Annotated in this window: 18 protein-coding genes; 4 read left to right on the top strand and 14 right to left on the bottom strand. The window is 70.4% G+C overall.

Annotation, left to right across the window (positions count from 1 at the left end):
- Window positions 1-270: 270 nt before the first annotated feature.
- From BKD26_RS01875 to BKD26_RS01865, 3 genes are all read right to left on the bottom strand, one after another.
- Window positions 271-4,341, bottom strand: coding sequence for an Rne/Rng family ribonuclease (locus BKD26_RS01875; RefSeq protein ID WP_084894977.1), 4,071 nt, complete (start codon window positions 4,339-4,341; stop codon window positions 271-273).
- A gap of 183 nt (window positions 4,342-4,524) precedes the next feature.
- The gene (locus tag BKD26_RS01870) at window positions 4,525-5,307 is read right to left on the bottom strand and encodes a TIGR03936 family radical SAM-associated protein (RefSeq protein WP_084894975.1); all 783 of its coding nucleotides are present in this window, start codon (window positions 5,305-5,307) and stop codon (window positions 4,525-4,527) included.
- A gap of 124 nt (window positions 5,308-5,431) precedes the next feature.
- Window positions 5,432-6,412, bottom strand: coding sequence for a hypothetical protein (locus tag BKD26_RS01865; protein WP_241518492.1), 981 nt, complete (start codon window positions 6,410-6,412; stop codon window positions 5,432-5,434).
- Between the two features lie 156 nt (window positions 6,413-6,568).
- On the opposite strand from BKD26_RS01865, the gene BKD26_RS01860 reads away from it, so the two are divergent.
- From BKD26_RS01860 to BKD26_RS01840, 4 genes are all read left to right on the top strand, one after another.
- Window positions 6,569-6,925: a hypothetical protein gene (locus tag BKD26_RS01860; protein ID WP_241518489.1), complete on the top strand. Its 357-nt coding sequence runs from the start codon at window positions 6,569-6,571 to the stop codon at window positions 6,923-6,925.
- A 212-nt stretch (window positions 6,926-7,137) separates the two neighbouring features.
- Entirely contained in the window at window positions 7,138-8,712 is a 1,575-nt protein-coding gene (locus BKD26_RS01855) for a recombinase family protein (protein ID WP_107417722.1), read from the top strand.
- A 1,533-nt stretch (window positions 8,713-10,245) separates the two neighbouring features.
- Window positions 10,246-10,680, top strand: a complete 435-nt coding sequence (locus BKD26_RS38885) for a hypothetical protein (protein ID WP_107417720.1) — start codon at window positions 10,246-10,248, stop codon at window positions 10,678-10,680.
- A 275-nt stretch (window positions 10,681-10,955) separates the two neighbouring features.
- A complete protein-coding gene (locus tag BKD26_RS01840; RefSeq protein WP_084894973.1) occupies window positions 10,956-11,540 on the top strand; it encodes a recombinase family protein in 585 nt (194 codons plus the stop codon).
- Between the two features lie 193 nt (window positions 11,541-11,733).
- On the opposite strand, the gene BKD26_RS01835 is transcribed toward BKD26_RS01840, so the two are convergent.
- The 11 genes from BKD26_RS01835 to mreC form a co-directional block, all read right to left on the bottom strand.
- Window positions 11,734-11,976, bottom strand: coding sequence for a hypothetical protein (locus tag BKD26_RS01835; protein ID WP_084894971.1), 243 nt, complete (start codon window positions 11,974-11,976; stop codon window positions 11,734-11,736).
- A 295-nt stretch (window positions 11,977-12,271) separates the two neighbouring features.
- Window positions 12,272-13,105 (bottom strand): helix-turn-helix transcriptional regulator, encoded by an 834-nt coding sequence (locus BKD26_RS01825; protein WP_084894969.1) that lies wholly within the window; start codon window positions 13,103-13,105, stop codon window positions 12,272-12,274.
- Window positions 13,102-13,599, bottom strand: coding sequence for a DUF6879 family protein (locus BKD26_RS01820; protein WP_084894967.1), 498 nt, complete (start codon window positions 13,597-13,599; stop codon window positions 13,102-13,104). The genes BKD26_RS01825 and BKD26_RS01820 overlap by 4 nt, the downstream gene beginning before the upstream one ends.
- Window positions 13,583-13,792 (bottom strand): hypothetical protein, encoded by a 210-nt coding sequence (locus BKD26_RS01815; RefSeq protein ID WP_084894965.1) that lies wholly within the window; start codon window positions 13,790-13,792, stop codon window positions 13,583-13,585. The genes BKD26_RS01820 and BKD26_RS01815 overlap by 17 nt, the downstream gene beginning before the upstream one ends.
- 167 nt (window positions 13,793-13,959) lie before the next feature.
- Window positions 13,960-14,148 (bottom strand): hypothetical protein, encoded by a 189-nt coding sequence (locus BKD26_RS01810; RefSeq protein WP_084894963.1) that lies wholly within the window; start codon window positions 14,146-14,148, stop codon window positions 13,960-13,962.
- A 2-nt stretch (window positions 14,149-14,150) separates the two neighbouring features.
- Window positions 14,151-16,073 carry a TIGR03960 family B12-binding radical SAM protein gene (locus BKD26_RS01805; protein WP_084894961.1) on the bottom strand — a complete coding sequence of 641 codons (1,923 nt, stop codon included), beginning with the start codon at window positions 16,071-16,073 and terminating at the stop codon, window positions 14,151-14,153.
- A 59-nt stretch (window positions 16,074-16,132) separates the two neighbouring features.
- Entirely contained in the window at window positions 16,133-17,638 is a 1,506-nt protein-coding gene (locus BKD26_RS01800; protein ID WP_084895329.1) for a CYTH and CHAD domain-containing protein, read from the bottom strand.
- 32 nt (window positions 17,639-17,670) lie between these two features.
- On the bottom strand, window positions 17,671-18,870 hold the full coding sequence (rodA, locus tag BKD26_RS01795; protein WP_084894959.1) for a rod shape-determining protein RodA: 1,200 nt from the start codon (window positions 18,868-18,870) through the stop codon (window positions 17,671-17,673).
- A gap of 6 nt (window positions 18,871-18,876) precedes the next feature.
- Window positions 18,877-21,066 carry a penicillin-binding protein 2 gene (gene mrdA, locus BKD26_RS01790; protein WP_084894957.1) on the bottom strand — a complete coding sequence of 730 codons (2,190 nt, stop codon included), beginning with the start codon at window positions 21,064-21,066 and terminating at the stop codon, window positions 18,877-18,879.
- A gap of 19 nt (window positions 21,067-21,085) precedes the next feature.
- On the bottom strand, window positions 21,086-21,751 hold the full coding sequence (mreD, locus tag BKD26_RS01785; RefSeq protein ID WP_084894955.1) for a rod shape-determining protein MreD: 666 nt from the start codon (window positions 21,749-21,751) through the stop codon (window positions 21,086-21,088).
- Window positions 21,752-21,755: 4 nt separating this feature from the next.
- Window positions 21,756-22,727, bottom strand: a complete 972-nt coding sequence (gene mreC / locus BKD26_RS01780) for a rod shape-determining protein MreC (protein ID WP_084894953.1) — start codon at window positions 22,725-22,727, stop codon at window positions 21,756-21,758.
- Window positions 22,728-22,844: the final 117 nt, after the last annotated feature.

Genomic DNA, 22,844 nt, shown 5'->3' with positions numbered 1-22,844 from the left:
GAACCGGGTCGGTCACCGACCGTAGTTTTCGGGCGGGGCCCGCCCACGGCAGCGACCGGCGTCACATTATCAGGAATTTCCTGGTCAATTTCGGGGCCGTTAACCGTTGGAGGCATCGATTCCGAAACGAAATCCCGGGTTCCGCCCCGGCTAATCCGGGACGGAACGGGGAACGTTCAATCGGCGCTCACCAACTGTTCAGCAGTCAGCTTGCCATCGGCCGGCCCGGTCGCCGTGACCGCTGTCACGGCGACCGGGCCGGCCGGCTGCCTACTGCTCGGCCGCGGCGGTCTTCTTCGACGCCGACTTGGCGGTCTTCGCCGCCTTTGTCGTCTTTGCCGCCGAGGTGGTGGCCGCCGCCTTCTTGGCGGTCGTCTTCTTCGCCGCGGTCGTCTTCTTGGCGGCCGTCTTCTTGGTGGCCGCCTTCTTCGCCGTGGCCTTCTTGGCCGTCTTGCGAGCCGCGGCCTTCTTGGCCGGGGCCTCCTCGGTCCCGGCGGCCTCCGCCTCCGGGGTCTCGGTCGCCGGGGCCTCGGTCGCCGGGGCCTCTTCGGGCTTGGGCTCCACCGGGGAGCCGCTGCTCACGACGATGACCGCGGCTTCGGCGGCGCCCGCGGGGGAGGCAGCGGGAGCGGTGACCTTGCGGACCACCCGGCGGCGCGGACGCGGCGGGGCGGCCACGGGGGCCTCCTCGGCGACCGGCTGGACCGGCTCGGGCTGGACGGGCTCGGGCTGGACGGCCTCGGGCTGCGGCTCCGGTTCCTTGACGGGCTCCGGCTGGACCGGCTCCGGCTCGGCCGGAACGGTCACGGGCGCGGGCGCCTCCTCGGCCTCCACCGGCTTGGGCGGACCCGCCGGGGCGGTCGCCTTGCGGGTGGCACGACGCCGGGTGCGGCCCTTCGGGGCCTCGGGAGCGGTCGTCTCCTCGACCGGGGCGGCGAGCGCCGGAACGGCCTGCACCTCGATGGCCTCGGGGGCCACCTCGGCGACCCCGAGCCGCGGCTCGGGCTCCACGGCCGCCTTCGGCGCACCGGCCGGAGCCGTCGCCTTGCGGGACGCCCGGCGGCGAGAACGGCCACGGCCCGCGGCCGCCTCGGCCTCCGCGACGCTGGAGTACAGCTCCTCGTCCGGACGGAACGGCTCCTCCACTGCCACCGGGGCGGCGACCTCCGCCGCCACCTCGGCCTCGGTCTCGGTCTCGACCTCTTCCTCGGTGCCGACCGTCTCCAGCTCCGCCTCGGCCTCGGCGGCGCGGGCGCGCTTCTTGGCGCGCTTGCCGCCGTTGCCGCCGCCACCCGCGGTGGTCGGCTGCTCCATGTGCACGATCACGCCACGGCCGTTGCAGTGGACGCAGGTCTCGGAGAATGACTCCAGCAGCCCCTGGCCCACCCGCTTGCGGGTCATCTGGACCAGACCCAGCGAGGTGACCTCGGCGACCTGGTGCTTCGTACGGTCCCGGCCCAGGCACTCCAGCAGGCGCCGCAGCACCAGGTCCCGGTTGGACTCCAGCACCATGTCGATGAAGTCGATGACGACGATGCCGCCCAGGTCGCGCAGCCGCAGCTGGCGCACGATCTCCTCGGCCGCCTCCAGGTTGTTCCTGGTGACGGTCTCCTCCAGGTTGCCGCCCTGGCCGGTGAACTTGCCGGTGTTGACGTCGACCACGATCATCGCCTCGGTCTTGTCGATCACCAGCGAACCGCCGGACGGCAGCCAGACCTTGCGGTCCAGCGCCTTCATCAGCTGCTCGTCGATCCGGTACGTCGCGAAGACGTCGACCTCCGACGTCCAGCGCTGGAGCCGGTCCGACAGGTCGGGCGCGACGTGCGACACGTACCCGTGGATGGTCTTCCACGCCTCGTCGCCGCTGACGATCACCTTCGAGAAGTCCTCGTTGAAGATGTCACGGACGACCCGGACGGTCATGTCGGGCTCACCGTAGAGAAGGGTCGGAGCGTTGCCGTTCTTCGCCTTCTTCTGGATCTCCTCCCACTGCGCCTGCAGACGCTCGACGTCACGGCGCAGCTCGTCCTCGCTCGCGCCCTCGGCGGCGGTGCGCACGATGACGCCCGCGTCCTCGGGGACGATCTTCTTGAGGATGGTCTTCAGCCGGGCGCGCTCGGTGTCGGGCAGCTTGCGGCTGATACCGGTCATCGAGCCCTCGGGCACGTACACCAGGTAGCGGCCGGGCAGGGACACCTGGCTGGTGAGGCGGGCGCCCTTGTGGCCGATCGGGTCCTTCGTCACCTGGACGAGGACGGACTGGCCGGACTTGAGCGCGGTCTCGATACGGCGCGGCCCGTTGGCCATGCCGAGCGCCTCGAAGTTGACCTCACCGGCGTACAGGACGGCGTTGCGGCCCTTGCCGATGTCGACGAACGCGGCCTCCATGGACGGCAGCACGTTCTGGACCTTGCCCAGGTAGACGTTGCCGACGTAGCTGGTGGCCTGCTCCTTGTTGACGTAGTGCTCGACGAGCACGTTGTCCTCGAGGACGCCGATCTGGGTGCGCTCGCCGCTCTGGCGGACGACCATCACGCGCTCGACGGCCTCGCGGCGGGCAAGGAACTCGGCCTCGGTGATGATCGGCACCCGGCGGCGGCCCTGCTCGCGGCCCTCGCGGCGGCGCTGCTTCTTCGCCTCCAGACGGGTCGAGCCCTTGATGGACTGCACCTCGTCGGACGGCTCGGCCTTCTCCCGCGCGGGGCGCGGCTCGCGGACCTTGACGACCGTACGGACGCCGTCCTCCTCGGCGGCGGTCTCCGTCTCGACGCCCGCGTCACCGCTGCGGCGGCGACGGCGACGGCGACGGCGCGAGCTGCTGGTACCGGCGGCGGACGGGGTGCCGGCCTCGTGGTCCTCGGCCTCCTCGTCCTCCTCCTCGGCCTCGGCCTCCTGCTCGGCGGCCTCGGCCTCGGCGCGGGCGGCCTCCTCCTCGGCCTCCTCGGCCTCGGTGGCCTCACCACGGCGGCGACGACGGCCACCGCGACGGCGGCGGCGCGACGGACGGTCACCGAACTCGTCGGTCTCCTCGCCCTCGGCGGCCTCCGCCTCGGCCTCGGGCTCCTCCTCGACCTCGGGCTCCGGCTCCGGGGCGGCGCGCACCGGCTCCGCCTCGACGACCGGCTCGGCCTGCTCGCCACGGCGACGGCGACGGCGGCGGCCACCGGTCTCGGGCTGCTCGGCGACCGGGGCGGGGGTCTGCGCGGCGGTCTCGGTGACCTCCTCGACCTCTTCGGCCTCTTCCTGTACGGCGGCCTCGGCGGCGGCCGCGGCGGCGGCGGTCTCCGGGGTCTGGAACATCGGCTCGGTGAAGACCGGCGCCTGGAAGACCGGCACGGCGGGCCGCGCGGCACGGCGGCCACGGGACTGCTCGGGCTTCTTGACCGGCTCGGCGGTGAACTGCGGGGCGGTGGCGCGGCGCCGCGTGCGGCCCCTCGAGGCGGCCTCCTCGGCGGCGGCGACCTCGGCCCCGGCCTCGTCGGAGGAGATCCGCGCGACGGTATCGGCCGGCAGGCTCTCGCCCGCCTCGGCGACGTCCGCCTCGTCCGCGGCCTGGGCCTGCGGCTGCGGCGCGCCGGCGGGCGCGGTCGCCTTGCGGGTGGCGCGGCGGCGGGTACGGCGCGGGGCGCCCTCGGGCTCTTCGGCGACCGGGGCCTCGGGCTCCTCGACGGGAGCCTCCACGGCCTGCGGCTCCTCGGCGACCTGCGGGGCACCGGCCGGAGCGGTGGCCTTACGGGTGGCACGGCGGCGCGGACGGGCCGGAGCGGCCTCGGGCTCCTCGGCGACCGGCGCCTCGGCGGCCGGGGCCTCCACGGCCTGCGGCTCCTCGGCGACCTGCGGGGCGCCCGCCGGAGCGGTGGCCTTACGGGTGGCACGGCGGCGCGGACGGGCCGGAGCGGCCTCGGGCTCCTCGGCGACCGGCGCCTCGGCGGCCTGCGGCTCCTCGGTGACCGGGGCCTCGGCGGTGGCCTTACGGGTGGCGCGGCGGCGCGCGGGGGCGGCCGGGGCTTCGGCGGCCCCGGGCTCCTCGACAGTGGCTTCGGCGGCCTCGGGCGCGCCCGAGGGAGCGGTCGCCTTACGGGTCGCGCGGCGGCGCTGGCGCGCCGGGGCGGGCTCGGGGGCGTCCGCCGGCGCCTCGGCGAGGGAGGCGACGTCGGCCACCTCTGCGGCGGGCGTCTCCACGACGACCTCGGCGGCCTCGCCGGCAGCGGCGGTGACCGGCGGACCCGCCGGGCGCGACGCGGCCCGGCGACGGCGGCGCGGCGGCAGCGTGTCGCTGGGTGAGTTGTTCTCTTCGTTGTGGTTACCGGCGGTGGTGCCGGTTTCGTTCGGCTCGAGCATGCGGGCGGTTCTCCCGTCACGCTCCCGGGCGCCGCGTCTGGCGCGGCGCCGCACGGGAGCTGTTATGTCTGGCTCGCCGGTTCCGTACGCGATGTACGTACGGCCTGGCGAAAGTCTCCTGTGGGTGTACGCGGCCCGACCCAGGTGGCTCCCGAGTGCCAGGGCTGCGCTACAACGACCGCCCTACGCGGAACCTGCACCTGTCGGCTCCGGGGCGGCGGCGAGTCCGGCGGCCCTTTGTGGGGCGGCCGTGACTGCCTCGCGGTCGGGCGCGAGCGGGTCGGTCACCGTGCCGGACTCCTCGTCGAAGAGCCCCTGCGCCAGCCTGGTCACCGCTGCGGGGACCGGCGGCGCCAGGTCGGCCACAGCTCGGAGACCGGACAGGACATCGTCGGGTCGTACGGCAGGTGTCACGTGCCGAACAACCAGCCGCAGTATCGCACAGGGGCCCTGTCCAGGCCTATCAGCCGGGGCAGGACCGGCCTCCAGGCCCGCCACGGCGGCCCGTGCGTCGAAGGTGCGCATCCCGCTCTTCGTCTTGCGCTGCACCTCGACGGCGTCGGCGGCGAGGAAGGCGGCGACGGCGCGCTCGGCGTCCGCCACCTCCACGCCCTCCAGCCGCAGCTCCCAGACGGAGGCGGTCAGCCGGTCGGCGAGACCCGGCGTACGGGCCTCGACGGCGTCGGTGATGTCGAGCCCGTCCGGCAGCGACTCGTCGAGCAGCTCGCGCAGCTCCTGCGGGTCGCGTGGCTCGGTGAGCGCGATCTCCAGGTACTCGGCCTCGGAGCCCGTGCCGGTGGGTGCGGCATTGGCGTACGAGACCTTGGGGTGCGGCGTGAAGCCCGCCGAGTACGCCATGGGCACCTCGGCGCGCCGCAGCGCACGCTCGAAGGCACGCTGGAAGTCACGGTGGCTGGTGAACCGGAGGCGGCCGCGCTTGGTGTAGCGCAGGCGGATGCGCTGCACTGCCGGTGCGGGCGGCGGGCCTTCGGGCTGTCGCTTGCCCAGTGGTTCTTCTCCTCGGTGCGGGGCGGGCGCGGTGGCGCTCCGCCCACGAAAATTCGGGCGGCTCCCGGGGGGCCCGCCCGGCTCACCCCCGCTTTCGCAGGGAGATCTCGGGTGCGGGCGCCACGCCAGGTGTGGTCGTTGTACTACCCAGACTACGCGCCGGAGCTCCGGCAGGTTCCCCAGGCCGCCCCACCGGGGGTCCGCCGACCAGCGCCCGCCACGCCTCCCGGCGGGCCCGGCGCACCGTTTCCCTCGCGGACGCGAGCGCCGCGCGGGTGGCGCGGCCCGCCTCGACGGCGGCCTTGCGGACCGGGCGCCACAGGTGGTCGCGCAGGGCGTGACCGACCGGTGCGCACACGTTCCGGTAGCACCACGCCACCGGCCGCCCCACCAGGTTCCATGCCAGCCACTTCAGGGCGCGCCCCACGGCCCGCGAGACGTACCCGGCGACGCGCCACGCCACCACGAGCGCGTCGCGGATCTCCCGCCCGACGACGACGAGCGCCCGCCCGAGCGGCGTGAGCAGCCACCGGTACAGCCACAGCGCCGGCGGGACGAGCACCCAGCGGTACAGCCACACCAGCGGGACGACGATCCCGTACCGCACGACGGGCACGACGACGTACCGCCACAGCGCCACCCACGGCCACACGAACAGCGCCTTCCCCAACCAGGCCGCGCCGCGCCCGAGCGGCATGAGCACCCACCGGTGCAGCCACCGCACCGGGGCCACGACCAGCGTCCGCACCAGCCACACGAGCGCGTGCCCGAGCGGTGCGAGCACCCAGCGGTACAGCCACCCGGCCAGCCATGCCAGTGCCCTGCCGAACGGCGCCAGGACGTGCTCGTACAGCCAGATCACCGAGGTGACGAACAGCACGTACAGCACCCGGCCGAGCGGCCGCAGCACCACCCGTTCGAGCGCCCGGCCACATACGGCCAGGGCGTCCCACACCATGCGTACGGGGACGACGACGAGCAGCACCACGATCCGCACCGGAATCCTGATCGCCGCCGTCAGGCACCCCTCGGGCTCGCGCTTCTCCACGTCCATGCTGTCCATGCCCGACATGACGCAACGGCCCGGCCTGGGGTTTCTCCCCCGGCCGGGCCGTTGCGCGGACGTTACAGGACCGCTCGACCGGATCGACGGGGTACTCTCCCCTGCTGAGTAGCCGACCTCAGGCGCCGCGCCACGTCCTGCTCGTACGCTCCCGACATGTGTCCCCACCCTTCCGCCGCCCGGCTTCGACGCGTACGCGCGGCTCGCCTCCCGACGAGGCGGACCGGCACCTGCTCGCTGCTCCTGGGCGCCACGTCCGTGGCCATGTTCGGTTGCCCCTGGCTGCCACCCGCCACGCCCAACTGGCTCCAGTACTTCCCCATTTACTTGATCGTTCCCGTCGCGATCTGCGCGGTCGTGTCCGGTGTGGGCGCGCTGCGCGACATGAGGGGGCAGGAGGCGGCCGACCGCCGTCGGGCGCGGGCGGGTGTCGCTCTCGGCTCGGCCGCCATCACCGGCGCGCTCGCCTTCGTCGTGTGGATCTTCTGGGCGCTCGACAGCGCCCACGGATGACCCGGGAACGCCGAGAGGCGCCCGGACCGGACAGTCCGAACGCCTCTCGTCTCCTGCACCACTCGACCGCCCGCGCCGGGCGGTCGAAGGGCTCGGTTACTTCTTGACCGTGAGGGGCAGCAGCTTCTGGCCTGTCGGGCCGATCTGGATGCGGGTGTCCATCTGCGGCCATAGGAAGACAGCTCCACATCTACCCTGTACGCTCCGCGACCATGAAGACGTACGACATCGAGAGCGAGTGGACCGCCTCGGACCTGGCCCTCCTGGAGGACCTGAAGCGGGCGGAGGCTCTGCTCCCCGAGGACGCTCCGCGCGCGCTCCTCTCCGTCCGGCTGTCCGTACTTACGGAAGACACGACATCGCCGGTGCGGCAGGAACTCGACCTACGTCTCCTGGCCAGAGAGAAGGGGTACCGGGTCGTAGGCGTCGCATCCGACCTCAACGTCTCGGCGACGAAGGTTCCGCCGTGGAAGCGGAAGGAGCTCGGCGAGTGGCTCAACAACCGGGCCCCGGAGTTCGACGCTCTGCTCTTCTGGAAGCTCGACCGCTTCATCCGGCGCATGACGGACCTGTCCACGATGATCGAGTGGTGCGAGCGGTACGGGAAGAACCTCGTATCGAAGAACGATGCCATCGACCTCAGTACGACCGTGGGCCGGATCATGGTCACGCTGATCGGCGGTATCGCCGAGATCGAGGCGGCGAACACGTCGACCCGCGTCACGTCACTGTGGGACTACGCGCGCACGCAGGACTCATGGCTCGTGGGCAAACCGACGTACGGCTACGTCACGACGAAGGCGGACGGCAAGCCGGCGCTCGCCATCGAGCCGAGCGCACACAGGGCGCTGCACTGGGCCCGGCGCATGGCGCTCAGGGGCGTCTCCGCCCGACGCATGGCCCTCTGTCTCGTCCGCTCCGGGCTCATGTCGACGGGGCTCACCACGTCGACTCTCCTCCGACGCCTTCGTAACCCCGCGCTCATGGGCTACCGGGTCGAGGAGAACAAGCAGGGCGGGAAGCGGCGGAGCAGGCTCGTCCTGGGTAACGATGGCAAGCCGATGCGAGTCGGCCCCCCGATCTTCACCGAGGAGGAGTTCGAGACCCTTCAAGCGGCACTCGACCGACGGGGTAAGAGCCAGCCCACCCGGCAGGCGGGCGGAGCGACCCAGTTCCTCGGCGTACTCATCTGCGTCGACTGCTCGACCAACATGACCGTGCAGAAGAACATGAGCAACGGCCGGAGCTACACCTACCTGCGCTGCGGCAAGTGCAAGGGCGGCGGCCTCGGCGCGCCCAACCCTCAGGACGTCTACGACGTCCTCGTGGGCGACGTGCTCCGTGTCCTCGGCGACTTCCCCGTCCAGGTCCGGGAGTACGCGAAGGGAGCCGAGGCACGCGCCGAAGTAAAGCGGCTCGAAGATGCCATCTCCTATTACATGGCGGAGCTTGAACCAGAGGGCCGCTTCTCGAAGACGCGGTTCACGCGCGAGCGAGCAGAGAAGACGCTCGACAAGCTCACGGAAGAGTTGAACGCCATCGATCCCGAGACCACGCAAGACCGTTGGGTCCTCGTGCACAACGGCAAGACCTTCCGGGAGATGTGGGAAGCCGGCGGTATGGAGGCCATGGCTGAGGACCTGCGCCGCGTTGGCGTCACGTGCGATGTGACCCGTACGAAGGTGAAGGGGGTGCGAGCCCCGTCCGTACACCTGCGGCTCAAGATCCCGCGCGACGTACGCGAACGCCTGGTCATCAAGGGCGACGACTTCGCCGCAAGGCTCTGACGAGGGAGCAGAGACAGACATCTCCGGGCGGCCCGGTCAGCCATGCCCGGAGGTGTTCCGGCTTGACGGGCTGCCCGGGCTCCGGATAGGAAGACTCTCCCGCTCCTTCTGGAGCGGACACCGTAGCTCCCGCCGTTCAGCGGCGGTAGAGCTGGCCACTCCGTGAGGGGCCGCGATCCCGAGGGGCTCGCAGGGACGTCGAGGACATCCCGAAGCGCAGGACGGTGCTGCGCGACTTCCACCCGATGCTGAGGCGCGGCTCCGTGCTGCCCTCGGCCAGCGCCAGGAGTCGCCAGCCCTTGAACATCACGATCGAAGTCGTCTGGACCTGTGAGGTCTGCGCGTCGCCTCTTGTCGACTACGAAGCGCACGAGTGCAGCCGCTCCCCGCAGGAAGGGGGCAGCCGGTGACGATCAGCTTCGGCCACAACCGTCCGTGGGGTGGTGTCTCCCAGCACGAGTACCGGCGCATGGCACAGCACCCCGGGCACCCTCTCCCCTACCGTGTCCACTTCACCGCCATCGGTTGGGCAGACCGGCAAGGACACGCGGCCTTCGAACCCGGCCGGCTGGCCGTGCTGCTGGGCAAGGAGGGCAAACCACTGTCCGACCAGAGCACCCGCAACGCGGTGGCCCGCGCCAAGGAACTGGACCTTGTATCGCCCCGTTCCGGGGCCGCCTGCCTCGTCCTTCAAGGGTGCACCAGTCCCCTGCCGCCTCCATCAGGACCGGTGAGCACACGCGCTACGTGTAGTCAGAGCACGTCTGGCGTATACCGGCATGGCACCGGACCTGCGGAAACGTTCGCGTGCTCTCTTATCTATTTGGCTCCAGTGCAGCGCCGCCCCTGTCGGGGCCGACTGAGGAAGGCCACGAGGACCAGCGGCAAGAGAAGCAGGGGGCGCGGCAGCGCCCCACAGGGGCAGGGCAACGGCGAAGAGAGAAGCGGCAGGGGGCGGCCTACCGGCTGCCACAGTCGCAGCGCTCAACAACAGTGCGGCCCCGGAAGGGGCCGACAGGAGCAAGCCAGCAAGACCCGTGGGGGCGCTCCCGCGCCCCACTGTCTCAGCCGTAAGGCCCTGTTCCTTGCGGGCTTCCGCCGTCGTGAGCGAGTCACGGCAAGGCTGTGACCAGGTCGTACGCTCCCGCCGTTGCAGTCTGCGGGCAGAACAGACGGACCCCGAAACCGTGGCGGGATCTTGGCTGCTATGACACGGCGGTCAGGCTTGCCCCCTGCAGGAAGTCATACCCCCACCCCCGGGGGCTTCGCCCTGCACCCCTGCCTGCCATCCACAGGCGGACGGCTGCGCGCTGAGCGCCCGGCGGGGCGCACGCCCGGTCCTTGTCGGCCGAACGCCGAGGCGGGTCGCGAGACGGGCGCGAAGCGCCTTGTTGTGGACGAAGGGGCAAGTGTCCGTACGCACTTCTTCAGCCCCGCCGTACCAGGGTCATCTGGTCCCACGGAAATACAGGTTGTTTCAGCCCCACCCTGGGTGCTCCAGTTAGCACCGCACGAAAGGTAGGACACACCCGTATGACAAACCCACCACCTGAACGCACCCTCACATACGCCGTCGATCTGACGCCCGAGGACGTCCGCTCCCTGGAGGCGTTCCTCAACGCGCAGCTGGGGCGAGTGTCCGAGGAAGTGGGTGAGACCGGCGAGACCTCTTTCGCGATGCGGTCCCTGCTCATCCTGGTCTGTGACTCAGCGGGCTTCCTGCACCAACTCCTCACGGCGGAGCGGCCCAAGCCGTGGCAGCGGGCTGCGATCGTGCGTGAGTGGCAGCGACTCCGCAGCACCGCTTTCGACTTCAACCACTGCGACGGCTACGACTACGAGCGCTGGTGGAAGCAGATACGGCACTACGACGCCACCGACGAAGCCGCCGAGCAGGAGCGAATCCGTCACCTCGCCACCCTGTATCCCTGGACGGACGATGAAGCTGACCAAGGCAAGGAGGATTAGCGAGACGCTTTGCCTCTTGACGGGTGGAGTCACCCGATCAAGGTGGGGTCGGTAGAACTTGGAGCCTGGCCCCAAGAGAAGTGCGTGCAGACGGCAAGCGGCCCGAGGGGGTGACAGCCGCCCCACACAGGCCAGCGCGGACCGTCTCGAAAACCAAGGTTTGTGAGACGACAGGCAGAGCGCCCTTCACGTGGGCGCAGCCCTGTTCAAAACCCGTCTCGAAACCTCCGTCTCGGACTTGATATTTTGAGACGAGTTCTGAGACAGTCCATGCCATGACGACAAACACGATCACTGGCCAGCTCATCGGCTACGCCCGCGTCTCCACCGACGACCAGGAGGCGCAGCTTCAGCGCGACGCGCTGACGGCCGCAGGGTGCGTCCGCATCTTCGAGGACAAGGCCAGCGGGAAGAACACCGACCGGCCGGAACTGACGGCCGTACTGGACTACGCCCGACCGGGCGACGTCCTGTGCGTGTGGAAGCTTGACCGGCTCGGCCGGTCGCTCATCGACCTCGTGTCCATCGTCGACGGCCTGCGCGAGCGCGGCATCGGGTTCCGCGTGCTCGACGGTGCGCTCTCCTCTGTCGACACCACGTCGGCCGACGGCCGCCTGTTCTTCCAGATCATCGCGGCCATGGCGGAGTTCGAACGGTCGCTCATCAAGGACCGCACGAGGGCCGGACTGGAAGCGGCCAAGGCACAGGGCCGGACCGGCGGCCGGCCGTCTGTGGTGGACGAGGATGTACTGACCGTGGCCCGCGCCAGGAAGGCGAAGGGCGAGAGCGTCAGCGCCATCGCTAAGGCCCTCGGGGTCTCCCGGGCCACGCTGTACCGGCACCTGGGAGAGAGCGCCTGAGACAGGCGCACAGCAGTTCAGACAGGCCCTCGGTTCTACACCGGGGGCCGTTGTCGTACGTGGATGTACAACGCTGGTGGACGGCTGCAAGCCCCTGCCGACCACGGGGGAAGTCGGCAGGGCCAGCACAGGGCGCGTGTCGCTCACGCTGCGCCCCTTCCAGCGCACCTCTGGTTGTGTTGCTCGCCGTCCCTCAGTACGCCGGGGGTCTCTCCGGCTCGGCCCGCACCACCATGGCGAACGACGTACACATCCGCCGGAAGCCGCGATGGTTGCTCAGGCCGGTGTGACTCATGCACTCAACATCGACCGTCGCGCTGTCCGTCGACGGCTCCGCCTTCCACTTGCAGTGCAGGCACTCCGCCTCATAGGTCACGTCCGTGTCCGGGTGCTGCGTGATCCGGTGTGTCACGAACCGCAGGACCGTGCGAGCCATCAGCGCCGCCCGTGCTTGTTCCGGAGGTGGGCCCGGAGGGACACGTTCACATCCGAAGCCTTCGAGTAGTCGCCCACAGAGGTGGCGTTCGCTCTGCTCACCGCAAAGCCGAGGCACTCACGACAGCCCGACACGGGGTCCGGACGTGGAGACGGAAGGGACAGGTGTACGGGTCCCGACATGGTGGTCTGCTCGCTGCTCATCTCGTACGCCTCCCGTGCGCTCTCCGATGGCACGGCATCCTTGCCCGCTGACCGGGAGCGATTCGAGGTTCAGTCGCGTACTGGACTAAAGATCAGGAACGGAACGCCGTCGCCCACTCGGCCAGACGTTCCCGCGCGGCTTCGCCGAAGAGGGCGTGCTCTTCGTAACCGGCGAATTCATCGAGGTACATCCGGACGTCTCTCGGGTCGCGGAACACCATGACCCCAGCCGTCGTCTCCACCGTGGCCAGCCGCTCGACGTACACGGTGAACGTGTTCAGCGGACACCCCGGCAGGCGCGTCTCGATCGGGAGCACGCCAAGGCGCACGTTCGGCAGGTGGGTCAGCGAAGCCAGCCGGTCGAGCTGTACCGCCATGGCATCCGGGGAGACGAACGGGGAGCGGGCCGCCTGCTCGGTGATGATGAAGGTGAACTTCTTCCGGCGGTCGTACAGGACCTCCTGTCGCTCCAGCTTCCTCGCCACAGCCTTGCTGTGGTCTCCGGGGATGTGGGCGAGGCTGGCCCTGATGTACTCCGGAGTGGAGAGCAGGGCCGTGAGCATCGAGAGCAGGAAGAACCGGAACTCTGTCGAAGACGCTTCGAGCCCGGCCAGCTCAAGCTGCTTCTTGTCCAGACCCTTCCGCCGCATCGACCGTGCGTCCTGCCACTCCATAGCGGCGATGCGGGCCAGCGCGGACACCTCCGCGACCAAGGCCGGCGGGGCGTCCAAGGCCCTGAGGATGCGCTCTATGTCCACCAGGGACGGGCGCACCTTCCCGCTCTCGATCCGGCTCACCTTCGACTGCGACATGTTGCAGCGCGCGGCAAGCCGGTCCCCGGAGAGACCGGCCTGCTTCCGCAGCTTGCGCAGTGTCGCGGCGAGTTCCTGGGAGGACTGGCCGAGCTGCTCGGGCTCGAACGTCACTCGGTCACGTACTCCAGGAACGGGACCGATTCCGCAATGGCGATGCGCTGGTATTCGAGGAACGGGGCAGGGTCGCCCTCGTACAGCTCCCGCTCGATCTGCGTACCGTCAGCCTCGTACTTCATGAGGACAACCGTCGAGCGGTCGAACATCCAGAAGTCCTGGACGTTGGGGAGCGGGTTCGGCCGGTCGGTGATGTCGAGGATGCGGATGTCTTCCCCCGCCGGGGCCTGGTGCTGGTAGTACCGCTCGAACTCGAATCGCAGGTAGTCCGTGAGGGGCCGGGTGACGATGTGGACGCGGCCCACGCTGCGGGTCCGGACCATGGCCATCCACGCGTCCTCGTACGGTCCGGGGAAGCGTGCCCCCGCCTTGAAGGCGGCGAACTCTTCCGCTTCCTGTGGCACGAGGTACTGCGGCAAGGTCTCAAGCCGCCAGGCTTCGGTCTGGAACGTCTTGAACTTGTCCGCCCAGGCTTCACCATCCAAGAGCACGGACGGCCTCCCTCAGGACTTCCTCGGGGATCTCCACGAGCCCTTCCCCGGTGGGCGGGGTGAAGGCAGTGGACACGTCGCCCTGGACGACGAACGAGCCGGAGGCGGTCCGGTAGACGTTCGGGCAGTCACCCTGTCCGCAGTTGCCGCCGTTGGTGTTGCCGGTGAGCCGTGTGAGTTCTTCGCGCGCCATGCTGAACCCCCCTCTTGCGAGCCCTCTGCTGGCTGGTCGTCACGACCGTAGGAGCGGGGCGGATACGCCGTCTATGCGGAAACGCGACTATGCGCGTTGTCGCATAAACACGGCCCGGGAACGCCGAGAGGCGCCCGGACACGATCGTCCGAACGCCTCTCTACGCCCTACACCCACTCGACCGCCGAGACGATGCCCGGATCCCGCCGAGGGGCGGGGAGCGGCGTGCGCCGCGTGGGGCGGGGAGCCTGCTCGCGCTCCTTCACGCCGAGCCCTCGGAGGGCTTCGATGCGGTCCGCCTCGGGTACGTCGGCAAGCGCCTCAGCCATCCGCTGGATGGCATCGCCGCTGGTCACGGCTACTTCTTGACCGTGAGCGGGAGCAGCTTCTTGCCGGTGGGGCCGATTTGTATGGCCGTGTCCATCTGCGGGCAGACACCGCAGTCGAAGCACGGCGTCCAGCGGCAGTCCTCGACCTCGGTCTCGTCGAGCGCGTCCTGCCAGTCCTCCCAGAGCCAGTCCTTGTCGAGACCGGAGTCCAGGTGGTCCCAGGGCAGGACCTCCTCGTACGTGCGCTCACGGGTGGTGTACCAGTCGACGTCCACGCCGAACTCGGGCAGCGTCTTCTCCGCGCACGCCATCCACCGGTCGTACGAGAAGTGCTCACGCCAGCCGTCGAAGCGGCCGCCGTCCTCGTAGACGGCGCGGATGACGGCGCCCACGCGGCGGTCGCCGCGGGAGAGCAGGCCCTCGACGATGCCGGGCTTGCCGTCGTGGTAGCGGAAGCCGATGGAGCGGCCGTACTTCTTGTCGCCACGGATCTTGTCGCGGAGCTTCTCCAGGCGGGCGTCGGTCTCCTCGGCGGAGAGCTGCGGGGCCCACTGGAAAGGGGTGTGCGGCTTGGGTACGAAGCCGCCGATGGAGACGGTGCAGCGGATGTCGTTCTGCCCGGACACCTTGCGGCCCTCGGCGATGACGTTCGCCGCCATGTCGGCGATCTGGAGGACGTCGTCGTCGGTCTCGGTGGGCAGGCCGCACATGAAGTACAGCTTCACCTGGCGCCAGCCGTTGCCGTACGCCGTGGAGACCGTACGGATCAGGTCCTCCTCCGAGACCATCTTGTTGATGACCTTGCGCATGCGCTCGGAGCCGCCCTCGGGGGCGAAGGTGAGGCCGGAGCGGCGGCCGTTCCTGGTCAGCTCGTTGGCGAGGTCGACGTTGAAGGCGTCCACCCGCGTGGAGGGCAGGGAGAGGCCGATCTTGTCGTCCTCGTACCGGTCGGCGAGGCCCTTGGCGATGTCGCCGATCTCGGAGTGGTCGGCGGAGGAGAGCGACAGCAGGCCGACCTCCTCGAAGCCGGTCGCCTTGAGGCCCTTCTCCACCATGTCGCCGATGCCGGTGATGCTTCGCTCCCGCACGGGACGCGTGATCATGCCGGCCTGGCAGAAACGGCAGCCCCGGGTGCAGCCGCGGAAGATCTCCACGCTCATCCGCTCGTGGACCGTCTCGGCGAGCGGGACGAGCGGCTGCTTGGGGTAGGGCCACTCGTCGAGGTCCATGACGGTGTGCTTGGACACGCGCCACGGGACACCGGAGCGGTTCGGTACGACACGGCCGATGCGGCCGTCCGGGAGGTACTCCACGTCGTAGAAGGCCGGGATGTAGATGGAGCCGGTCTTCGCGAGGCGGAGGAGGACCTCCTCGCGCCCGCCGGGGCGGCCCTCCGCCTTCCAGGCGCGGATGATCTCGGTCATGTCGAGCACGGCCTGCTCGCCGTCACCGATGATCGCGGCGTCGATGAAGTCGGCGATCGGCTCGGGGTTGAAGGCCGCGTGGCCGCCCGCGAGCACGATCGGGTCGTCGAGCGTGCGGTCCGCCGCGTTCAGCGGGATGCCCGCCAGGTCGAGGGCCGTGAGCATGTTGGTGTAGCCCAGCTCGGTGGAGAAGCTCAGCCCGAAGACGTCGAAGGCCTTCACGGGCCGGTGGCTGTCCACGGTGAACTGCGGCACGCCGTGCTCGCGCATCAGCGCTTCGAGGTCGGGCCACACGCTGTACGTACGCTCCGCGAGCACACCCTCGCGCTCGTTGAGTACCTCGTACAGGATCATGACGCCCTGGTTGGGGAGCCCCACCTCGTAGGCGTCGGGGTACATCAGCGCCCAGCGGACGTCGCAGGACTCCCAGGGCTTGACCGTGGAGTTCAGCTCACCGCCGACGTACTGAATGGGCTTCTGCACGTGCGGGAGCAGAGCTTCGAGCTGTGGGAAGACCGACTCGGACATCAGAGACCTTCATGAGCTGGCAGGGGGCGACTCTCAAGCGTACCCCGGTGCGTCGGCGGTCAGAGCCGACGCAGTTTCCCGGGGACCGCCTTCGCCCAGACCTTCGGCAGCTCCCGTTCGCGCTCGGCCGCCCGCGCCTCCTCCTGGCCGTACAGCAGGCCCCAGGTGAAGGCGGTCTCCCCTGCCGCGTAGGCCTTGATGGCGAGGTCGCGGAGGGTGTCGCGGGCGACGACGCTGTCCTGGTGGTCGCCGAGGACCTGCTGTACGGCCTTCACCCGCTTGACGAACCGTTTCGCGGGCTTGCCGAGCACGGGCGCGGCGGCCTCGGCCGCGTACCGGGCGCGTTTGGCGGCCTTGCGGGCCTCGTGCATGGCCACGTCACGGTCGTGGCCGGCGGGCAGGGCGAGCGCGCGGTCGATACGGACCGCGAGCCGCTCGTAGTCCTTCAGGATCGCCCGGGGCAGCACGGCGGTGGCGTCCTTTCCGGCGGCGGGGCGCAGCGGCGGGTCGGCGAGCAGGGCGTCGAGGGAGTCCAGGAGGGCGGTGTAGCGCTCGCTGTCGAGGACGGCGAGGGTGCGGCCGCGTGATCCGGCGCGGCCGGCGCCGGCCCAGGCGCGGAGGCGGCCTCGGACCGGGCCGAGGAGCAGCGTGACGGGCAGGGCGTCGATGCGGGCGGTGAGCCGTTCGGCGAGGACCTCCTGGTCGCGGTCGACGCCGAGTTCGCGGGCCAGCCATTTCAGCTCGTCGGCGACGGGGCCGGTGGCGGCCGGATCCAGGATCTTCCGGTACGTACGGAAGGCGCTGCGCAGGCGGCGGGTGGCGACGCGCATCCGGTGGACGGAGTCGGGCAGGTCGCGGCGTACGGCGGCGTCGTAGGTGACCAGCTCGTCGGCCTGTTCGCGCAGGTGGGCGAGGATGCGGGCGCCGGCGGTGCCGTCCGGCTCCGGGGCCGCCGCCGGTCGCCATCCGGTGTCGGTGAGCGCCTTGGCCAGCTTGGACGCCGAACCGGAGGGCTTCAGGCCCTTCTTGCGGAGCCGTTTGTGCACGGTGTCGAGGAACGCGGGGTCGCCGCCGTCGGCGAGCTCGACCTCGATCTCGGTCCACTCGACGGTGCCGCCGTCCCCGCCCGCGAGGCGCTCCGCGCGGACCGTGTCGGTGCTCGCCTCGGCGAGCAGGGCGCCCTCGGCGTCGACGAGGTGGCGTACGTCGCGGTGGGAGCGGAGCCGTACCAGCGGGACGAGCGCGGCGCCCCGGGTCCTGGCGTGGACCAGCGCCGCCAGGGAACGCGGCACGTCGTCCTCCAGCGGGGCACGGATCTCGTCGCGTGTCCCGGGCGAGACGGGCAGCTTCAGGTGCCAGCCGGCGTCGTCGCCTCCGGTGCGGCGGCGCAGCGTGATGGACGCGGCGGCCAGGCGGAGGTCCTCGGTGTCGTAGTAGACGGCGTCCAGCTCGGCGACGCCCTGGTCGACGACGGCCGCGACGCCCCGTACTCCGGTGAGGTCCGGGAGCCGGGTCTCGGGGCCGGCTTCGTACTTCCGCTCGATCTCGCGCTTCGTGTCCGCCATCATTCGCATCCAGATACCCCGTCGCACCCGGTCTATGCGGCGAGTGGCCGTTGCACTCTGATCGACTGGAGCAGTCCGATCGCCACCCAGACCGCGAACATCGACGATCCTCCGTACGACACGAACGGCAGCGGCAGGCCCGCGACGGGCATGATGCCGAGCGTCATGCCGATGTTCTCGAAGGACTGGAACGCGAACCAGGCGATGATCCCGGCGGCGACGATCGTGCCGTACAGCTCGGTCGTCTCGCGGGCGATCCGGCAGGCGCGCCACAGCACGACGCCCAGCAGCGCGATGATCGTGGCCCCGCCGATGAAGCCGAGTTCCTCGCCGGCGACGGTGTAGATGAAGTCGGTCTGCTGCTCGGGGACGAACTGCCCGGTGGTCTGGTGGCCGTTGAACAGCCCCGCCCCGTACAGCCCGCCGGAACCGATGGCGATGCGCGCCTGGTTGGTGTTGTAGCCGGCGCCCGCCGGGTCGAGTTCGGGGTTGGCGAAGGCGGCGAACCGGTTGATCTGGTACTGGTCGAGCACGCCCAGCGCGGCGACGGCCACCGCGCCGATGACGCCCGCGCCGATGAGCCCGAAGATCCACCGGTTGGAGGCTCCGGAGGCGAGCAGCACGCCCAGCACGATGACGACCATGACCATCACCGAGCCGAGGTCGGGCATCAGCATGACGATGACCATCGGTACGACGGCGATGACGAGGGACTTGGCGACCGTGCGGTGGTCGGGGTGGACCTGGTCGCCGGCGTCGACCTTGGCGGCCAGCAGCATCGCCATGCCCAGGATGATCGTGATCTTCACGAACTCGGAGGGCTGGAGCGAGAACCCGCCGCCGATCACGATCCACGCGTGCGCGCCGTTGATGGTCGCGCCGAGCGGGGTGAGGACGAGCAGGACGAGCACCACCGACAGTCCGTACAGCACCGGCACCGCGCCGCGCAGGGTGCGGTGGCCGAGCCAGATGGTGCCGACCATCAGGGCGATGCCGATGCCGGTGTTGAGGACGTGACGGAAGAGGAAGTAGTACGGGTCGCCCTGGTTGAGCTCGGTGCGGTTGCGGGTGGCGGACCAGACCAGGAGCGAGCCGAGGAAGGACAGCGCGATCGAGGAGAACAGCAGCGGCCAGTCGAGCCGGCGCACCATCGAGTCGCGGGCGGTGAGCCTGCCCCAGGCGCCGCGGTCGGGCGCGTAGCGGGAGACGGAGAAGTTGTTGGTTCCGGCCATCGTGGGTCAGTCCCTCCAGACCGGGGGCGGGCCCGCGAGCTGCTGCTCCCCGTCGCCATGCTGGGCCGGGTCGACCTTCTGGGAGTTGGGGTCGTACGGCTTGACGACCGGCGCGTCGATGGTGCCGTCCGGCTGGATCTTGGGCAGCTCCTTCTGCGGCTGGGGCAGCAGAGCACGCTTGAGGTCCTGGTTGCCCTCGTCGTCGAGGCCGTAGAGGGCGTCGTAGATGTTGCGTACGGCGGGGCCGGAGGCGCCGGAGCCCGTACCGCCCTGGGAGATCGTCATGACGATCGTGTAGTCGTCGGTGTAGGTCGCGAACCACGAGGTGGTCTGCTTGCCGTAGACCTGGGCGGTGCCGGTCTTCGCCCGCATCGGGATCTTGTCCTGCGGCCAGCCGCCGAACCGCCAGGCGGCGGTGCCGCCGGGCTCGACGACGGAGCGCAGGCCCTTGTCGAGGTCGCTGATGGTCTCGGCGTCGACCGGCAGCCTGCCGTGGGACCTGGGCTTGATCTCCTCGATCCTCTTGCCGTCGGGGCTGATCACGGCCTTGCCGATGGTGGGGTTGTGGAGGGTGCCGCCGTTGCTGATGGCGGCGTAGGCGGTGGCCAGCTGGACGGGGGTGATGAGCACGTCTCCCTGGCCGATGGCGAAGTTGATGCTGTCGAAGGCCTTCAGCTGGTTGCCTTCGAGGCAGCTCTCATAGGCGATCTGCTCGACGTAGCTGCCGCCCTTCTTGCCCTGCTTGCACCAGGAGTCCTTGTTGGCTTCCCAGAAGGACTGCTTCCAGTGGCGGTCGGGGATGCGGCCCTTGACCTCGTTCGGCAGGTCGATGCCGGTCTCGGAGCCGAAGCCGAAGTCGTGCGCGGTCCGGTAGAACCAGTCGTTGGCGTTCTTCTTCGGCTTGAGGCCGCCGTCGCGCTGCCACTCCTCGTGGCCGAGACGGTAGAAGACGGTGTTGCAGGAGAACTTCAGGGCGTCGCCGAGGGAGATGGGGCCGTGCCCCTTGGACTCGAAGTTCGCGAAGCTCCGGCCGCCGAGGCTGTAGGAGCTGCTGCAGTTGTAGCGGCCGTCGAAGGGGTTGCCGGCCCGCACGGCCGCGCTCGCCGACACCACCTTGAACACGGAGCCGGCCGGTGCCTGGCCCTGGATGGCCCGGTTGAGCAGCGGGTAGTTGGACTTCTTGTCGGTGAGCTGGGCGTATTCCTTGCCGGAGATGCCGCCGATCCAGACGTTGGGGTCGTAGTCGGGCTGGGAGGCCATCGCGACGACGCGGCCGGTCTTGGACTCCATGACGACGACGGCGCCCGCGTCGGCCTTGTACGGGCGGCCGGTGATCTTGTCGGTCTCCTTCCGGACGGTCTTCATCGCCTGGTGGAGCTCGTACTCGGCGACCGCCTGCACGCGCGCGTCGATGGACGTGACGACGTTGGAGCCGGGCCTGCCCGGGTCGCTCTCCGCCTCGCCGAGGACCCGGCCCAGGTTGTCGACCTCGTAGCGGGTCACCCCGGCCTTGCCGCGCAGCGCCTTGTCGTACGTACGCTCCAGGCCGGAGCGGCCGACCATGTCGGAGCGGAGGAACGGCGAGTCGCTGTCCTTGGCCTCCTCGATCTCCTCGTCGGTGACGGGTGAGAGGTAGCCGAGGACCTGCGCGGTGCGGGCGCCGCCGGGCGCGGTGTAGCGGCGTACGGCGGTGGGTTCGGCGGTGATGCCGGGGAAGTCCTCGGCGCGCTCACGGATCTGGAGGGCCTGCTGGGTGGTGGCCTCGTCGGTGACGGGGATCGGCTGGAAGGGCGAGCCGTTCCAGCAGGGCTGGGGCGTCTCGGAGTCGCAGAGGCGGACCTTGTCCATGACGTCCCTGGGCTTCATGCCCAGGACGCCGGCCAGCCGGGTCAGGACGCCCTTGCCGTCGTCCTTCATCTTCAGCAGCTCGGTACGGGAGGCGGAGACCACGAGGCGGGTCTCGTTGTCGGCGAGGGGGACGCCCCGGGCGTCGAGGATGGAGCCGCGCACGGCGGGCTGGACGACCTGCTGGACGTGGTTGTTCTTCGCCTCGTCGGTGTACTCCTTGCCCTGCCGGATCTGGAGGTACCAGAGGCGGCCGCCGAGGGTGAGGAGCAGGGAGAAGACCAGGACCTGGATGACGATGAGCCGGATCTGGACCCTGGGGGTCCGGCCGGTCTCGGGGATGTTGCTCATGACGCGGTGGCCCCCTCGGTCACAGTCGCTTGACGCCCTTGATGCGCCCGGCCCGTGCCGCCCGGTTGCGGGCGGCCTTCATGCGCAGTACGCCGCGCTGCTCGCCGATCCTGAGGCCGGTGCCGTTCGCCATGAACCCCGAGGCGACGTCGGTGCCGGCGCTCGTGGACTCGGCGAGGGGATCGTTCTCGGCGCGTCTGGCGAGGGCCATGATCAGCGGGACGGTGAACGGCGCGAGGAGCAGGTCGTAGATCACGGCGGTGATCAGCAGGGAGACCAGGCCGACGTGGCGGGCGGCGGTGTCGCCGACGAGGGCGCCGACACCCGCGTACAGCAGCGTCGAGCCGACGGCCGCGACGACCACCATGACCATGGGGCCGGTGGCGGAGCGCAGCTGGCCGTTCTCCGGCTTGGCGAGGCCGACGAGGTAGCCGATGACGCACAGGACCAGGGCGTACCGCCCGGCGGCGTGGTCGGCGGGCGGGGCGAGGTCGGCGAGGAGGCCGGCGCCGAAGCCGATGAGGGCGCCGCTGACGTGCCCGTACACCAGGGCGAGGCCGACGACGACGAGCAGGAGGATGTCCGGGACGGCGCCGGGCAGCTGGAGGCGGGCCAGGATCGAGACCTGGACGACGAGGGCGACGACGACGAGGGTCGTGGACAGCAGGATCCGGTTGAAGCGCATGGTCTTACTCCACCCCCGGTTCGTCGGCCGGTCCGCTCGGCGGGCCACTGGGCGAGCCGCTCGGCGCCCCGGTCGGGGACGGGGTCACCGTGACGGTGACGGTCGGCTCCGGCGTGGGCTTGGGCGGCAGGACGGTGTCGCGGGGGTCGGTGCGCGGAGCCTGGACGACGACGCCGACGATGTCGAGCTTGCTGAAGCCGACATACGGGCGTACGAAGATGTTCCGCGTGAGGTTGCCGGTGGAGGGGTCCACGCGGATGACCTCGCCGACCGGGACGCCCGGCACGAACGGCTTGTCGGCCCGCGAGCCGAAGGTGACCAGCCGGTCGCCGGGCTTGACCTTGGCCTTGCCGTTGAGGAGCTGCACGGACAGCGGGCGGTCGCCCTGACCGGTGGCGAAGCCCAGCTCGTCGGATTTCTCCATGCGGGTGCCGACGGTGAAGTCCGGGTCGCTGGCCAGGAGCACGGTGGCGGTGCTGGGGCCGACGGTGGTGACGCGGCCGACGAGCCCGTCCCCGTTGATCACCGTCATGTCCCGCTTGATGCCGTCGTTGGAGCCGGCGTCGATGGTGACCGTCCAGGAGAAGCCCTGGGCGGCTCCTATGGCGATGACCTCGGCCGCCTTGATGCCGTACTGGCCGGCGCCGGCCTTCTTCAGCAGGTTGTCGAGTTCGCGTACACGGCTGCGGTTGCGGTCGTCGCTGCCGAGTTTCGCCTTGAGCGCGGCGTTCTCCCGCTCCAGCTGCGCGATGCGGTTGTGGCGGTCGCCCGAGTCCCGTACGGCCGCGATGGCGTTGCCGACCGGGTTGACGGCGGACGCGACGCTGTTCTCCACCGGGCCGAAGACAGTGGCGGCTGCCCGTCGGGCGCCGTCGACGGGTGACTCCTCACCGCCGCGGATGTCCACCGTGATCAGCGCGAACGCGATGGCTACCAGCAGCACCAGGAGCAGCCGGCTCTCTCGTGTGTCCCTCACGTGGGGCGGCCGTGCCTTCCTCGTAGGAATGATTGTGCCGTTATACCAACCGGGTCGACCGGATCAACGATCAGCCGTACGGGTCTGGCAGCACCCGTACGGCTGACCTCTGGGGTT

Source organism: Streptomyces sp. CB03238 (genome assembly GCF_002099185.1).
Lineage (GTDB): Bacteria > Actinomycetota > Actinomycetes > Streptomycetales > Streptomycetaceae > Streptomyces.
This window is presented reverse-complemented; position numbering and strand designations above follow the sequence as displayed.